The sequence below is a fragment of the Variovorax sp. FG153 genome (assembly GCF_057809595.1).
Window position 1 is genome coordinate 57,959 of record NZ_JBMDKG010000033.1, and the last position, 13,749, is coordinate 71,707.

Annotated in this window: 16 protein-coding genes; 7 read left to right on the plus strand and 9 right to left on the minus strand. The window is 69.5% G+C overall.

What is annotated here, in order from left to right; genetic code table 11:
* Window positions 1–21: 21 nt before the first annotated feature.
* Both ACODT0_RS28765 and ACODT0_RS28770 read right to left on the minus strand, forming a co-directional pair.
* Window positions 22–936 (minus strand): lytic transglycosylase domain-containing protein, encoded by a 915-nt coding sequence (locus ACODT0_RS28765; protein WP_296723744.1) that lies wholly within the window; start codon window positions 934–936, stop codon window positions 22–24.
* An 11-nt stretch (window positions 937–947) separates the two neighbouring features.
* Complete coding sequence (locus ACODT0_RS28770) at window positions 948–2,942, minus strand: DNA topoisomerase IV subunit B (RefSeq protein WP_489042875.1); 1,995 nt, start codon at window positions 2,940–2,942, stop codon at window positions 948–950.
* Between the two features lie 167 nt (window positions 2,943–3,109).
* Between ACODT0_RS28770 and ACODT0_RS28775 the strand changes: the two genes are divergently transcribed.
* The 6 genes from ACODT0_RS28775 to ACODT0_RS28800 all read left to right on the plus strand — a co-directional run bounded on the left by ACODT0_RS28775 (window position 3,110) and on the right by ACODT0_RS28800 (window position 8,131).
* Complete coding sequence (locus ACODT0_RS28775) at window positions 3,110–4,339, plus strand: MFS transporter (RefSeq protein WP_057595393.1); 1,230 nt, start codon at window positions 3,110–3,112, stop codon at window positions 4,337–4,339.
* 33 nt (window positions 4,340–4,372) lie between these two features.
* Window positions 4,373–4,513: a hypothetical protein gene (locus tag ACODT0_RS28780; RefSeq protein WP_172705632.1), complete on the plus strand. Its 141-nt coding sequence runs from the start codon at window positions 4,373–4,375 to the stop codon at window positions 4,511–4,513.
* A gap of 31 nt (window positions 4,514–4,544) precedes the next feature.
* Complete coding sequence (locus ACODT0_RS28785; RefSeq protein ID WP_489042876.1) at window positions 4,545–5,126, plus strand: class I SAM-dependent methyltransferase; 582 nt, start codon at window positions 4,545–4,547, stop codon at window positions 5,124–5,126.
* Between the two features lie 91 nt (window positions 5,127–5,217).
* Window positions 5,218–6,108, plus strand: a complete 891-nt coding sequence (gene dapA / locus ACODT0_RS28790) for a 4-hydroxy-tetrahydrodipicolinate synthase (RefSeq protein WP_082322177.1) — start codon at window positions 5,218–5,220, stop codon at window positions 6,106–6,108.
* A gap of 158 nt (window positions 6,109–6,266) precedes the next feature.
* Window positions 6,267–7,349, plus strand: coding sequence for an NlpB/DapX family lipoprotein (bamC, locus tag ACODT0_RS28795; protein WP_422096543.1), 1,083 nt, complete (start codon window positions 6,267–6,269; stop codon window positions 7,347–7,349).
* 5 nt (window positions 7,350–7,354) lie between these two features.
* Window positions 7,355–8,131 carry an MBL fold metallo-hydrolase gene (locus ACODT0_RS28800; protein WP_057595396.1) on the plus strand — a complete coding sequence of 259 codons (777 nt, stop codon included), beginning with the start codon at window positions 7,355–7,357 and terminating at the stop codon, window positions 8,129–8,131.
* 72 nt (window positions 8,132–8,203) lie between these two features.
* On the opposite strand, the gene ACODT0_RS28805 is transcribed toward ACODT0_RS28800, so the two are convergent.
* From ACODT0_RS28805 to ACODT0_RS28815, 3 genes are all read right to left on the minus strand, one after another.
* Window positions 8,204–8,470, minus strand: coding sequence for a hypothetical protein (locus ACODT0_RS28805; protein ID WP_208513330.1), 267 nt, complete (start codon window positions 8,468–8,470; stop codon window positions 8,204–8,206).
* Between the two features lie 100 nt (window positions 8,471–8,570).
* Entirely contained in the window at window positions 8,571–9,086 is a 516-nt protein-coding gene (locus ACODT0_RS28810) for a hypothetical protein (RefSeq protein ID WP_296723718.1), read from the minus strand.
* Window positions 9,076–10,218 (minus strand): JmjC domain-containing protein, encoded by a 1,143-nt coding sequence (locus tag ACODT0_RS28815; protein ID WP_489042877.1) that lies wholly within the window; start codon window positions 10,216–10,218, stop codon window positions 9,076–9,078. The genes ACODT0_RS28810 and ACODT0_RS28815 overlap by 11 nt, the downstream gene beginning before the upstream one ends.
* 14 nt (window positions 10,219–10,232) lie before the next feature.
* On the opposite strand from ACODT0_RS28815, the gene ACODT0_RS28820 reads away from it, so the two are divergent.
* Window positions 10,233–10,757 (plus strand): FKBP-type peptidyl-prolyl cis-trans isomerase, encoded by a 525-nt coding sequence (locus ACODT0_RS28820; RefSeq protein WP_422096542.1) that lies wholly within the window; start codon window positions 10,233–10,235, stop codon window positions 10,755–10,757.
* 75 nt (window positions 10,758–10,832) lie between these two features.
* Here the strand turns inward: ACODT0_RS28820 and ACODT0_RS28825 are convergent, their stop codons facing one another.
* The 4 genes from ACODT0_RS28825 to coaBC form a co-directional block, all read right to left on the minus strand.
* The gene (locus ACODT0_RS28825) at window positions 10,833–11,333 is read right to left on the minus strand and encodes an outer membrane lipoprotein (protein WP_057595940.1); all 501 of its coding nucleotides are present in this window, start codon (window positions 11,331–11,333) and stop codon (window positions 10,833–10,835) included.
* 205 nt (window positions 11,334–11,538) lie between these two features.
* Window positions 11,539–11,985 carry a dUTP diphosphatase gene (gene dut / locus ACODT0_RS28830; RefSeq protein ID WP_057595939.1) on the minus strand — a complete coding sequence of 149 codons (447 nt, stop codon included), beginning with the start codon at window positions 11,983–11,985 and terminating at the stop codon, window positions 11,539–11,541.
* Window positions 11,982–12,446: a hypothetical protein gene (locus ACODT0_RS28835; protein ID WP_489042878.1), complete on the minus strand. Its 465-nt coding sequence runs from the start codon at window positions 12,444–12,446 to the stop codon at window positions 11,982–11,984. The genes dut and ACODT0_RS28835 overlap by 4 nt, the downstream gene beginning before the upstream one ends.
* Entirely contained in the window at window positions 12,446–13,669 is a 1,224-nt protein-coding gene (coaBC, locus tag ACODT0_RS28840; protein ID WP_057595937.1) for a bifunctional phosphopantothenoylcysteine decarboxylase/phosphopantothenate--cysteine ligase CoaBC, read from the minus strand. The genes ACODT0_RS28835 and coaBC overlap by 1 nt, the downstream gene beginning before the upstream one ends.
* Window positions 13,670–13,749 lie beyond the last annotated feature (80 nt).

Here is a 13,749-nt window from a genome sequence, read left to right on the forward strand (position 1 = left end):
CTCGCTCGCGGGACGCCGTGCTCACGACAGCGGCGAAGCGGGGAGATCGCCGGTGCCGGCATCGGCCGCGGGCGGCGCGGCCGACTCGGGCACGGCCGGCATCGCCGGCAGGCCGCGCGGCGCATCCGGGGGCATGTTGCCGCGGCCGATCGCGCCGCCGGCGGGCACCGTCATCTCCATGCGGATGCGCCCCGGCGTCTTGCCGCCGCGCAGGCCGCCGCCCCGGGCCACCGAAGGCTTGAGGTAGGCATAGAGCTGCAGCACCGTCTGCACGTAGTTCTGCGTTTCCTTGTAGTTCGGGATCTTGTTGCCCGCGCGCTGCACCGCGCCCTCGCCCGCGTTGTAGGCCGCCAGCGCCAGCTCGATCTGGCCCGGGAACATCGCGATCAGGTCGCGCAGGTAGTGCGAGCCGGCGGCGATGTTGATGCGCGGGTCGAACAGCTTCTTCTCGAGGCTCGCGCGCTTGTCGCCCGCCACGCCGTAGCGCTGCGCGGTGCCGGGCATCAGCTGCATCAGCCCGCGCGCGCCCTTGGGCGAGACGGCCTGGGCGTCGAAGCCCGACTCGGTGGCGATCAGCGCCTGCAGCAGTTCGTAGTCGATCGCGTGCTTGTTCGCGGCATCGCGCAGCGCGCTCTTGGCGATCTTGTAGCTGGGCGAGGCCTCGAACATGGCCAGCAGCGTCTGCGAGGCCGGCGACACCTTGCCGTCGAGCTTGCGATCGCCGCGGCCCAGGCGACCGAGCGGCGAGATGCCCTGCGTGGTGTCGAAGCTCTGGCCGTCGCGGAAGAACACCTGGTAGCGCTCGTCGACCTTCTCGGCCGCGAAGTGCGCCACGCCGTTGGCGTCGATGTAGCCGTAGACGTCAGCGGCGCGCGCCGGCCCCTGCAGCGCGAGCAGCAGGAAGGCCAGGAGCAGCGAAGGCTTGAGGAGGGACATGCGGGGTGGAATCAAACATCGATGTCGACGTCGTCGGCGCGCAGTTCCATCAGTTCGCGCCGCGCCGCCGCTTCGCCCTTGCCCATGAGCTTGGTGATCTCGCCCTGGGTGGCACTGAAGTCGAAGCGGCCCAATTGGACCTGCATCAGGCGCCGGGTGTCCGGATTGAGCGTGGTTTCCCACAATTGTTCCGCGCTCATTTCGCCCAGGCCCTTGAAGCGGCTGATGCTCCAGGCGCCTTCGCGCACGCCGTCCTTGCGCAGTTTGTCGAGCGTGGCGGTCAGTTCGCCCTCGTCGAGCGCATAGACCTTGGAGGCCGGCTTCTTGCCGCGCGCGGGCGCGTCGACCCGGAACAATGGCGGCTTCGCGACATACACGTGGCCGGTTTCGATCAATTTGGGGAAGTGGCGGAAGAACAGCGTGAGCAGCAGCACCTGGATGTGCGAGCCGTCCACGTCGGCATCGGAAAGGATGCAGATCTTGCCGTAGCGCAGGCCGCTGAGGTCGGGCGTGTCGTCGGGGCCATGCGGATCGACGCCCACGGCCACCGAGATATCGTGGATTTCGGTGTTGGCGAACAGCCGGTCGCGCTCGACCTCCCAGGTGTTGAGCACCTTGCCGCGCAGCGGCAGGATGGCCTGGCTTTCCTTGTCGCGGCCCATCTTGGCGCTGCCGCCGGCCGAGTCGCCCTCGACCAGGAAGACTTCGTTGTGGCCGATGTCCTTGCTCTCGCAGTCGGTCAGCTTGCCGGGCAGCACGGCCACGCCCGAGCCCTTGCGCTTCTCGACCTTCTGGCCCGCGCGCTGGCGCGTCTGGGCTGCCTTGATCGCCAGTTCGGCGAGCTTGCGGCCGTAGTCGACGTGCTGGTTGAGCCACAGCTCGAGCGCCGGGCGCACGAAGCTCGACACCAGCCGCACCGCGTCGCGCGAATTCAGGCGCTCCTTGATCTGGCCCTGGAACTGCGGATCGAGCACCTTGGCGCTGAGCACGTAGGAGGCGCGCGCGAACACGTCCTCAGGCAAGAGCTTCACACCCTTGGGCAGCAGCGAGTGCAGCTCGATGAAGCCGTTGACCGCCGTGAACAGGCCGTCGCGCAGGCCGCTCTCGTGCGTGCCGCCGGCGCTGGTGGGAATCAGGTTGACGTAGCTCTCGCGCACAGGCTGGCCGTCCTCGGTGAAGGCCACGGCCCAGTCGGCACCCTCGCCCTCGGCGAAGTTGTCGGCGTTCTTGTCGGCATGGCCGCTGCCCTCGAACAGCGGGATCACCGGATCGCCGTTGAGCGTCTGCATCAGGTAGTCGCTCAGGCCGCCCTTGTAGAGCCACTGCTGCGTTTCCTTGGTCTTCTCGTTGACCAGCGTGACGCCCACGCCGGGCATCAGCACCGCCTTGCTGCGCAGCAGGTGGGTGAGCTCGGCCATGGGCAGCGCGGAGGACTCGAAATACCTGGCGTCGGGCCAGGCGCGCACCGTGGTGCCCTGCTTGCGCTCGCCGGCCTCGAGCCTGCGCACCTCGAGCGGCTCGATCACGTCGCCGCCGCTGAAAGTCAACTTGGCCACCGAGCCTTCGCGGTGCGTCGCCACCTCGAGCCGCTTCGACAGCGCATTGGTCACCGACACGCCCACGCCATGCAGGCCGCCCGAGAAGCTGTAGGCGCCGCCCGAGCCCTTGTCGAACTTGCCGCCCGCGTGCAGCCGGGTGTAGACCAGCTCGATCACGGGCGCCTTCTCTTCAGGATGCAGGCCGAACGGAATGCCGCGGCCGTCGTCCTCGATGCTGACCGAGCCGTCGGCGTGCAGCGTGACCTTGATCTTCTTGCCGTGGCCCGCGAGCGCTTCGTCGGCCGCGTTGTCGAGCACTTCCTGGATGATGTGCAGCGGGTTGTCGGTGCGGGTGTACATGCCCGGGCGCTGCTTGACGGGCTCGAGGCCCTTGAGCACGCGGATCGAGCCTTCGGAGTAGCCGGAGGCGTCGGAGGAACTGGTTGGAGTCTTGGGGGGAGTCGCCATGGGGGCGGATTGTAGTCAGTCGCCAGGGAAATGACTGGATGCGCATACAGGTGCGCGGCCCGATGCGGTTTTGATGCGATTCACGCATCGATCGGCCGCCGATAAATCATCAATGGCTGTCGCCGCCGGCGCGCATGCCAAAGCCGGCTCTTGGCTACAGTCGCCGCATGCAATCGCCTTCCACTCCCACCCTCTCGATCAGGCAGGTGCTGTTCTGCGGCGCCATGATCGTCACGCTCTCGATGGGCATCCGCCATGGCTTCGGGCTCTGGCTGCAGCCGATCACGCAGGCGCAGGACTGGAGCCGGCAGACCTTCTCGTTCGCGCTGGCGATACAGAACCTCTCGTGGGGCATCTTCGGGGTGTTCGCGGGCATGCTGGCCGACCGCTTCGGCGCGTTCCGGGTGCTGATCGGCGGCGCGGTGTTCTACGCACTGGGCCTGCTGGGCATGGCGCATTCGCCGACGCCGCTGCTGTTCACCTTGAGCGCCGGCCTGCTGATCGGCGCGGCCCAGGCCGGCACCACCTACGCGGTGATCTACGGCGTGATCGGGCGGCAGATCCCGGCCGAGCGGCGCTCGTGGGCAATGGGGGTGGCGGCCGCGGCCGGCTCCTTCGGCCAGTTCCTGATGGCGCCGGTCGAGGGCCGGCTGATCGGCCAGTTCGGCTGGCAGACCGCGCTGGCCGTGGTCGCCGTGCTGGTGCTGGTGATCGTGCCGCTGGCCTTCGGCCTGCGCGAGCCCCGGAGCGAAGCCGCGACCGCGCACCGCGAGCAGTCGGTGCTGCAGGCCGTGGGCGAGGCCTTCCGCTACCCGAGCTTCGGCCTGCTGATGGCCGGCTATTTCGTCTGCGGCTTCCAGCTCGCCTTCATCGGCATCCACATGCCGACCTACCTGCGCGACAAGAGCCTGCCGGCCGACGTGGCCGGCTACGCGCTGGCGCTGATCGGCCTGTTCAACGTGTTCGGCACCTACACCGTGGGACTGCTGGGCCAGAAGCTGGCCAAGCGCAAGATCCTGGCCGCGATCTACTTCGCGCGGGCGGTGTCCATCGCGCTGTTCCTCGTGGTGCCGACCTCGCCGCTGAGCGTCTACCTGTTCTCGGCCGCGATGGGCTTCCTCTGGCTCTCGACCGTGCCGGCCACCAACGCGATCGTGGCGGGCATCTTCGGCGTGGCCCATCTCTCGATGCTCAGCGGCTTCGTGTTCCTGAGCCACCAGGTCGGCTCCTTCCTCGGCGTCTGGCTCGGCGGCTACCTCTACGACACCACGGGCAGCTACGACGTGGTCTGGTATCTGGCGATCGCGCTCGGCGTGTTCGCGGCGCTGGTCAACCTGCCGGTGCGCGAGAGCGCGATCGCGCGCCCGGTGGGCCGGCCCGCCGCGCATGCGGGCTGATACGCGGGCTGAGCCGGGATCACAATGGCGGCCATGACACCCCTCTCGCGCCAACGGCTCGCACGCACCGGCTGGTTTGCCGCCGCGGCGCTGGCGCTGGCGGGCGTGTTCAGCCTCTACACCCACCCCGAATTCGCGGTGATGCTGGTCGACCAGATCTGGTCGTGCTTCTGACCGATCGCGCGCCCGGCGGGCGCAAGGCGCCATGAAAGATGTAACCAATCCCCCTTCGCCGGTCCACGGCCTGTCGGCGCCCTCGGAATGGATCGTGCGCTGGAGCCACCTGCTCGCGCCGGGCGCCACCGTGCTCGACGTGGCCTGCGGCGCCGGCCGCCACATGCACTGGTTCGCGCAGCGGGGGCACCCGGCCACGGGCGTCGACCGCTCGGCCGAAGCCACGGCGGCCGCGGCCGCCTTCGGCACGGCCGTCACCGCCGACATCGAGGACGGCCCCTGGCCCTTCGCCGGCCAGGGCTTCGGCGCGGTGGTCGTCACCAACTACCTGTGGCGGGCGCGGCTGCCCGACATCGTCGCGGCCGTGGCGCCCGGCGGCGTGCTGCTCTACGAGACCTTCGCGGCGGGCAACGAGAGCGTGGGCAAGCCCTCGCGGCCCGACTTCCTGCTGCGCCCGGGCGAACTGCTGGCTGCCTGCGACGGGCTGCGCGTGGTGGCCTACGAGGACGGCTTCTTGAGCGAGCCGGCGCGCTTCGTGCAGCGCATCGCGGCGGTGCGGGTGCCCGCCGCCGCGGCGGACCTGCCGGCGCGCCATCCGCTGAAGGCCGCCTGACCACCCCCTCGGGACCCGGGGCCGCCCGGGTGGCGGGCAGGGGGTGCGCTATTAGAATGCGTGCTTTCGTCCACGACAAAGAGATTCCCCCTTGGAGCAACTCACAGGCAGCATCGTCGCGCTGGCCACGCCGATGCACGACGACGGCAGCGTTGACTATCCCGCGCTGCGCCGGCTGATCGACTGGCACATCGACGAAGGCACCGACTGCCTCGGCGTCGTCGGCACCACCGGCGAATCGCCGACGGTCGACGTGGAAGAGCACTGCGAAATCATCCGCGTGTCGGTCGAGCAGGCCCGGGGCCGCGTGCCCGTCATGGCCGGCTGCGGCGCCAACTCGACCAAGGAGGCGATCGAGCTCGCCAAGTTCGCCAAGGGCGTGGGCGCCAATTCCCAGCTCCAGGTCGTCCCCTACTACAACAAGCCCACGCAAGAGGGCCAGTACCAGCACTTCAAGGCCATCGCCGAAGCCGTGGGCGACCTGCCCACCGTGCTGTACAACGTGCCCGGCCGCACCGTCGCCGATATGGCGCACGACACCGTGCTGCGCCTGGCCCAGGTGCCCGGCATCATCGGCATCAAGGAAGCCACCGGCAACATCGAACGCGCCCAGTGGCTGATCCGCGACCTGCCCGAGCGCTTCGCCGTCTATTCGGGCGACGACCCGACCGCCGTGGCGCTCATGCTGTGCGGCGGCAAGGGCAACATCAGCGTCACGGCCAACGTGGCGCCGCGCAAGATGCACGAGCTGTGCGTGGCCGCGCTCGCGGGCGACGTGAAGCGCGCGATGCAGATCCAGTTCGAGCTGATGCCGCTGCACCGCAACCTGTTCGTCGAACCCAATCCGATTCCGCTCAAGTGGGCCATGTCCCGCCTCGGCCTCTGCGGCGGTGCGCTGCGGCTGCCGCTGACCGAGCTTTCCGAGGCCAGCCGTCCGGCGGTCGAGGCCGCGCTGCGCGCGACCGGGCTGCTCAAGGACTGATGCGCGCCTGCGCGCCCTCGCCCCTCCACATTCCCTCCACGATCTTCTTTTACCCTGCCGCGTTCGAGGTTAAGCAACCTTTTGCCTGAACCGAGCTCAGAACGGGCGGGCACAGCGGCCCATCGATTGACCGAACCATTCCAACAAGGAAGACGACGTTGAAGTACCTCTCGCGATTCGCACTCCTGGCCCTCGTCGCCAGCCTCGCCGCCTGCTCCGTTCTCGAGAGCGACAAGATCGACTACAAGAGCGCCGGCAAGGCCCCGACGCTCGAAGTGCCGCCCGACCTGTCGCAGCTCTCGCGCGACAACCGCTACGCGATCCCCGGCGGCGCCGTGACCGCCAATGCCTACCAGACCGGCGTTGCCAACGCGCCGGGCGTGCCCACCGCCGTCTCCAACCTCGGTGACGTGCGCCTGGAGCGCACCGGCTCGCAACGCTGGCTGGTCGTCAACCGTTCGCCCGACCAGCTCTGGGATCCGGTCAAGGACTTCTGGCAGGAAAGCGGCTTCCTGCTGACCACCGAGCAGCGCAACCTCGGCATCATGGAAACCGACTGGGCCGAGAACCGCGCCAAGCTGCCGCAGGACATCATCCGCGGCACGCTGGGCAAGCTGGTCGACTCGATCTACTCCACCGGCGAACTCGATCGCTTCCGCACCCGCATGGAGCGCACGCCCACCGGCACCGAGATCTACATCAGCCATCGCGGCATGCAGGAGGTCTACACCAACACGCGCCAGGACCAGACCGTCTGGCAGCCGCGTCCGTCCGACCCCGAACTCGAGGCCGAATTCCTGCGCCGCCTGATGGTCAAGCTCGGCGTCTCGCAGGAGCAGGCCAAGCAGGTCGCGGCCACCGCCGCCGCGGCACCGGTGCAGACTGCCCGCGTGTCCAACGTCGGCGGCCAGCCGATCGTGCAGCTCAGCGACGGCTTCGACCGCGCATGGCGCCGCATCGGCCTCGCGCTCGACCGCACCGGCTTCACCGTCGAAGACCGTGACCGCAGCGCCGGCGTCTACTTCGTGCGCTACGTGCCGCCGAACCCCGACAAGAAGGAGCCCGGCTTCTTCGGCAAGCTGTTCAGCTCGAGCAAGACCGAGGCACCGCTCAAGTTCCGCATCCTGGTCAAGAGCCAGGGCGAGAGCAGCACGGTGTCGGTGCAGAACGAGGCCGGCGCGCCCGAGACCTCGGCCAATGCCGAGCGCATCGTCAAGGTCATCGCCGACGACCTGAAGTAAGTTCCATGCTCCGCTTCCGAAGCCTCGGCAGCGGCAGCACGGGCAATGCCGCGCTGGTCGAGGCGACCAGCGGCGGCCGCACCTCCCGGCTCCTGATCGACTGCGGCTTCGGCATCCGCCAGCTCGATCAGCGGCTGGCCCGCGCCGGGCTCGCCGCGAGCGACATCGATGCCGTCTTCGTCACGCACGAACACGGCGACCACATCGGCTGCGCCCACACCCTCTCGCGGCGCAACCGCATTCCCGTCTGGATGAGCGAAGGCACCTGGCTCGCCACGGGCGCGCGCGACTTCGAAGGGCAACTGCGCCTCGCGCGCGACGACGAGGACTTCGCGGTCGGCGAACTCTCGGTGCACCCCTTCACCGTGCCGCACGACGCGCGCGAGCCGCTGCAGCTGCGCTGCACCGACGGCCATCGCACGCTCGGCGTGCTGACCGACCTCGGCCATGCCACAACCCACGTGCTCGCACGCCTGGCCGGCGCGCATTCGCTGCTGCTGGAGTTCAACCACGACAGCGAGCTGCTGGCCAACTCGGCCTATCCGCCCTTCCTGAAGATGCGCGTGGGCGGCAACTACGGCCACCTCTCGAACCAGGCCGCCGCGGACATCGCGCGCGCACTGCTGCACGACGGGCTGCGCCACGTGGTCGCGGCGCACCTGAGCGAGCAGAACAACCGGCCCGAGATCGTGCGCCGGCTGATGGCGCAGGCCCTGGGCGGCGACGAGGCCGAGATGCTGACCGCGAACGCGGCCGAGGGATCGCCCTGGCTCGACGTCTGAGTTGAAAGGCGATTGAAAGCCGCATGAAGAAAGCCGCCCTGGAGGCGGCTTTGCTTCGTGTGCGGCGACGGCTTACTTGCTCGGCGCTTCGCCCTTCTTCGCGGCTTCGGTCGCGGCATTGGCCGCATCGAGTGCCGACGATGCGGCCGCCGAGGGTGCCGATGCACCCGCCGACGGCGCCGATGCGGCAGGGGCGGGCGCGGGGGCCGGTGCCGGCTCGGTCACGGGCGCGGGCGGCGGCGTGGTCACGGCGGGCGCCGCATCCTCCTTCTTGCCGCAGGCCACCAGGGCGGAAGCGGCGAGCAGCGAGGCGAGCAGGACGGACGTTGTCTTCTTCATGAAAAGGCTCCTTTGGCAATGAAGGTCTTGAGGGACGAAAAAAATTCTAGACCCGCATGCTGTCCCTCTTGTGTCTGGCCGCGGGATTCGCGGCATTGGCTTACAAGCCCAGCGTGCTCGCGGGAAAGGCGGGCCGGGCCTGGCGCCAGCATTCCTCGATCGACTCGCGCAGCGCGCTGCGCGTGCGCGCATCGGTACCGCTGAGACCGCGGCCATGCTCGATGTCGATGCGATGCAGGAACCACGAGGGCGTCCACCACGCGCTCGGCACGCCGCTGCCGGCTTGCGCATGCGGCACGCGCAGCGCACGGCATTCGACGATGTGGTCCCAGGTGCGGCGCCAGCCGACGAAGCGCGCATGCCGGCGCTCCACGCCATCGAAGCGCTCGGCCAGCAGCACCAGCCTGCGCCCGCTGGCCGACCAGGCCTGCAGCGCCTCGATGCTCGCGCGTTCGCCGAGCGGCCAGTCGGCGAAGTCGGGGTCGCTGAGGATCAGCTCCTTCCAGCCCTCCCGCGCGGCCGATGCGAGCGCGGTGCGCAGCAGCCCGTCGAACGCTTCGCGGCCGTCGAAGCGGCCCTCGGGCAGCGGCGACGGCAACGCGGTGTCACTCGGCATGCAGCCAGCCCGCCTCGCACCATTCGGCCAGCAGCGACAGCGCATCGTCGCTGGCCTTCGCGAGCTCGCGCGGCCCGAGCGCGCGCCGGTCGGCGAGGCGCCGCATCAGCGTGGCATCGGCACCGCCCGCGCGGAAGCTCTCGCCGTTGATGTAGAGATGGCGCGCGTCGTAGAGCATGCGCGTGCGACGGTCCAGCCGCACCGCATGCAGCGCGTCGGGCACCTCGCCGCCTTCGTCGAACCAGGTGCTGGCCTTGGGCTCGGTCAGCGATTCGCCGAGCGCGCGGTCGATCGCGTCGGGATCGCGCAGCGCCATCTCGACCGCCTTGCGCGCGAAGGCCTGCAGCGCGGCGGGCATGGCGCCGGGCGCCTCGACAGCGGGTTGCGCGGGGTCGCGGTAGCGCACGGCGGCCGACGGGCCCGCGTCCTCGAGCGCGTCGGCATGGGCCTGCGCGATGCGCGCCAGCAGGTCGGCGCCGAGCTCGCCCGCGGAGGGCGAGCGCAGCCCGATCGAAAAGGTCATGCAGTCGCCGCCGACCGCCACGCCGTCGTGCGCATAACGCGGCGGCAGGTAGAGCATGTCGCCGGGCTCGAGCACGAAGCTCTGCTCGGGCTCGAAGCGCTCGAGGATCTTGAGCGGCACGTCGGGCTGCAGCCGCAGGTCGCCCTGCTTGCCGATGGACCAGCGGCGCCGGCCCTGCGCCTGCAGCAGGAACACGTCGTAGCTGTCGAAATGCGCGCCCACGCCGCCGCCGTCGCTCGCGTAGCTGATCATCAGGTCGTCGAGCCGCGCGTCGGGCAGGAAGCTGAACTGCCGCAGCAGCGCATGGATGCCCTCGTGGTGCAGGTCGACGCCCTGCACCAGCAGGGTCCAGGCGGCCTGCTTCAGCGAGGGCAGCGAGCGACGTGGCAGCGGGCCGTGCTTCAGGCTCCAACCGGTCTTGCCGTGGCGGATCAGCCGGGATTCGACCTCTTCGCGTTCGGCCAGCGCGAACAGCGCGGAACGGTCGATGGGTGGCACCATGTCGGGTACCGCCTGTCGCACCAGCAGCGGTTTCTTCTGCCAGTGCCGCCGCATGAACTGCGCGGCGCTCAGGCCGCCCAGCAGAGGCAGCGGTGTTGTGATCTCCATGGGAGAATTCTGCAATGGAAATCTCTGAACAATGCGTGGTCGGCCTGACCTGGACCCTGAAAGACACGCTCGGCGATGTGCTGGACGTGCTCGACGAACCGGTCGAATTCCTGATCGGTGGCGACGATCTGTTCGACGTGATCGAGGCGGCCCTGCAGGGCCATGAGCCCGGTGATCGCATCCAGCTGCAGGTCGAGCCCGAACAGGGCTTCGGCGACTTCGACGACCAGTTGCTCTTCCTCGAGCCGCGCGCCCTCTTCCCCGAGGGCACCGAAGAGGGCATGACCTTCGAGGGCAGTGCGCTGCCCACGGGCGTGAGCGAGAACATCCCGAAGGATGCGATGTACACGGTGTCCGAGATCTACCCCGAGCACCTCGTGCTCGACGGCAACCATCCGCTGGCGGGCATCGCGATCCGGCTCGACATTCTCGTGCGCTCGGTGCGCGAAGCCACCGAGGAAGAGATCGGCCGCGGCACCGCGGGCACGGCCTTCTTCAAGGTGCAGCCGGTCTCGCCGGGCAACGACACGCTGCACTGAGTCCCTCGACGCATCAACGACAAAGCCGGGCATTGCCCGGCTTTTCCTTGGCTGGCGCGACGCACCGATGCCGATTTACATGCGCGAGAGCTGGCCGTTGTCGATGCGCACGCGGTCGCCGATGCGCAGGTCGCCCGGGTGCTGCACGTCGAAGGCACGGTAGCCGCCGCGGTCGGTCTGCACCGAGATGCGATAGCTCTCGTAGGCACGCGGACCGTTCTGCTGCGCCTCGATGGTGTTGCCCAGCAGCGCGCCGCCGATCACACCCAGCGCGGTGGCGGCCGCGCGGCCATTGCCGCGGCCGAACTGGTTGCCCACCACGCCGCCGATGACGCCACCGGCCACGGCACCGCCACCGGTGGTGCCGGTGCCGGCGGTCTCGCTGCGCAGCACCTCGATGTTCGCCACGTGGCCGTATTCGACGTAGGCGGCCTCGCGGTAGGGCACGGCCTGCGGCGGCGGCTGGTAGGGATAGCGGGAGGTCTGGTAGACCGGTGCGGGTGCCACGCAGGCGGTGAGCGTGGCCAGGGCCAGCACGGATGCGGTGACGGAAACGAAGCGCATTGAGATCTTCATGTTGAAAGGCTCCTCGGAAAGAACGGTGCGCCATCCGTGATGAGCGGCGCACCCGCCTGGGTGTTCAACGCCGCAGTTGCCACGGCGATGACGCAAGGACACAAGCTGAAACCTGTGAGCCCCGCCCCGCTTCCGAGGTTCCTTTCTTTACCGCCGCGATACGCGCCGTTGCGCGCGGTTGCGGGTCGTCGCGGTCAGCTCCCGGTCAGTGCTTGCCGGTGGAGCCGTAGCCGCCCTCGCCGCGCTGCGTGGGCGCGAATTCGGTGACGACATGGAACTTCGCCTGCACCACCGGCACGATGACCAGTTGCGCGAGCCGCTCCATCGGCTGCAGCACGAAGGGCGTGTCGCTGCGGTTCCAGGCGCTGATCTTGAGCTCGCCCTGGTAATCGCTGTCGATGAGCCCGACCAGGTTGCCCAGCACGATGCCGTGCTTGTGGCCCAGTCCCGAGCGCGGCAGGATCATCGCCGCGTAGGCCGGGTCGCCGAGGTGGATCGCGATGCCGGTGCCCACCAGTTGCCAGGCATTGGGCTCCAGCGTGACGGGCGCATCGATGCAGGCCCTGAGATCGAGCCCCGCGCTGCCGGGCGTGGCGTAGGTGGGCAGTTGCTCCACCATGCGGGGATCGAGGATGCGGACGTCGACTTTCACTTGCTTGCTTTTCCTTGTTGAGATTCGGTCCCGCGGCGGTTCGCCTCCTCGAGCACCTGCTGCCACTTGGCGGCGCCGGGGAAGGCCAGCGACTTGAACTTGCCGGCGAACCAGAAGGCCAGGCCGGCGAGCACCACCAGCACGTAGATCGGCACGCCGATCGACCACAGGATCACGAAGGCCACGCCGGCCGCGCCGAGCAGGGGCTTGGTGAGCGCGCCGAAGGGTCCGCCCTGCGCGGATTCGGACTTGGCGGCCTTGGCGGCCGCGGCGCGCGCGCGGGCCTGCGCCGGCGGCACCACCGCGCCCGGCCCCGCGCTCGGCGTCATGCCGACGTCGAGCCCGTGCTCGCCGGTCACGTCCGTCTGGCCGCGCCCGAGGTTCCTCGCGGCCTGGGCCGTCAGCCCCTCGACATAGCGCACGAAGTCGCCATTGGGCGGGGTGTTCCATTCAGCCTTCATCAGACCCTCCAGTCGGGCAGCCGCGCCGCGATCTCCGTCATGAGCTCGCGCGCCAGCGTGAGCTTGGGCGCGCGAGGCAGTTCGCGCACGCCATCGGCGTCCACGAGCAGCAGCGCATTGTCGTCCTGGCCGAAGGTCAGCGGGCCGATATTGCCCACCAGCAAGGGGATGCCCTTGCGCTCGCGCTTGGCCTTGGCATGCGCGACGAGGTTCTCGCTCTCGGCCGCGAAGCCCACGCAGAACAGCTTCTTCGCCTGCGCGCGCTCGCTGCGCGCCACGGTCAGCAGGATGTCGGGGTTCTCGACGAACTCGAGCACCGGGGTCTTGCCGCTGCCGTCCTTCTTGATCTTCTGGTCGCTCTGGGTCGCGGGGCGCCAGTCGGCGACCGCCGCCGTTGCTACGAAAACGCTAGCACGCGAGGATGCACCGACGGTCGCCGCGAGCATCTCCTGCGCCGAGCGCACGTCGATGCGGGTGACGCCGCGCGGCGTCGGCAGGTGCACCGGCCCGGCCACCAGCGTGACCTCGGCGCCGGCTTCGCGCGCGGCGCGGGCGATGGCGAAACCCATCTTGCCCGACGAATGGTTGGTGATGCCGCGGATCGGATCGAGCGCCTCGAAGGTCGGCCCGGCCGTCACCAGCAGGTGCTGGCCCGCGAGCAGCTTGGGATGGAAGAAGGCGGTGATGTCTTCCAGCAATTGGGCCGGCTCGAGCATGCGGCCGTCGCCGGTCTCGCCGCAGGCCTGCCAGCCGTTGCCCACGCCGAGCACGGTGGCGCCGTCGGCCGCCACCTGCGCCAGGTTGCGCTGGGTCGCGGGATGCATCCACATCTCGCGGTTCATGGCGGGCGCGAGAAGAAGCGGCACGCGGTCGCGCGGGCGCGCCAGGCACAGCAGGCTCAGCAACTCGTCGGAGCGGCCCTGCACCAGGCGCGCGATGAAGTCGGCGCTGCAGGGCGCGAGCACGATCGCGTCGGCCTCGCGGCTCAGGTTGATGTGCGGCATGTTGTTGGGCTCGCGCGCGTCCCACTGCGAGGTGTAGACGGGGCGGCCCGAGAGCGCCTGCATCGTCACCGGCGTCATGAACTGCTCGGCCGACTCGGTCATGACGACCTGGACCGTGGCCCCCGCCTTCACGAACAGCCGGCACAGCTCGGCCGATTTGTAGCAGGCGATGCCGCCCGTGAGTCCCAGAACGATGTGTTTGCCGGCGAGGTCTTGCATGGTGGGGCGGAGTGTAATGACCCGCGCATCCCCGCCGCGCCCTGGGGCGAACGGTCGTTCGCCGCGGCCCCGATGTCCCG

Coding starts and splice junctions, on each gene's coding strand:
- ACODT0_RS28785 (WP_489042876.1), top strand. CDS start 4,545: ATGAAAGATGTAACCAATCCCCCTTCGCCGGTCCACGGCCTGTCGGCG.
- coaBC (WP_057595937.1), bottom strand. CDS start 13,669: ATGCAAGACCTCGCCGGCAAACACATCGTTCTGGGACTCACGGGCGGC.
- ACODT0_RS28805 (WP_208513330.1), bottom strand. CDS start 8,470: ATGAAGAAGACAACGTCCGTCCTGCTCGCCTCGCTGCTCGCCGCTTCC.
- ACODT0_RS28775 (WP_057595393.1), top strand. CDS start 3,110: ATGCAATCGCCTTCCACTCCCACCCTCTCGATCAGGCAGGTGCTGTTC.
- ACODT0_RS28820 (WP_422096542.1), top strand. CDS start 10,233: ATGGAAATCTCTGAACAATGCGTGGTCGGCCTGACCTGGACCCTGAAA.
- ACODT0_RS28810 (WP_296723718.1), bottom strand. CDS start 9,086: ATGCCGAGTGACACCGCGTTGCCGTCGCCGCTGCCCGAGGGCCGCTTC.
- ACODT0_RS28835 (WP_489042878.1), bottom strand. CDS start 12,446: ATGAAGGCTGAATGGAACACCCCGCCCAATGGCGACTTCGTGCGCTAT.
- ACODT0_RS28815 (WP_489042877.1), bottom strand. CDS start 10,218: ATGGAGATCACAACACCGCTGCCTCTGCTGGGCGGCCTGAGCGCCGCG.
- ACODT0_RS28800 (WP_057595396.1), top strand. CDS start 7,355: ATGCTCCGCTTCCGAAGCCTCGGCAGCGGCAGCACGGGCAATGCCGCG.
- ACODT0_RS28780 (WP_172705632.1), top strand. CDS start 4,373: ATGACACCCCTCTCGCGCCAACGGCTCGCACGCACCGGCTGGTTTGCC.
- ACODT0_RS28765 (WP_296723744.1), bottom strand. CDS start 936: ATGTCCCTCCTCAAGCCTTCGCTGCTCCTGGCCTTCCTGCTGCTCGCG.
- ACODT0_RS28825 (WP_057595940.1), bottom strand. CDS start 11,333: ATGAAGATCTCAATGCGCTTCGTTTCCGTCACCGCATCCGTGCTGGCC.
- ACODT0_RS28770 (WP_489042875.1), bottom strand. CDS start 2,942: ATGGCGACTCCCCCCAAGACTCCAACCAGTTCCTCCGACGCCTCCGGC.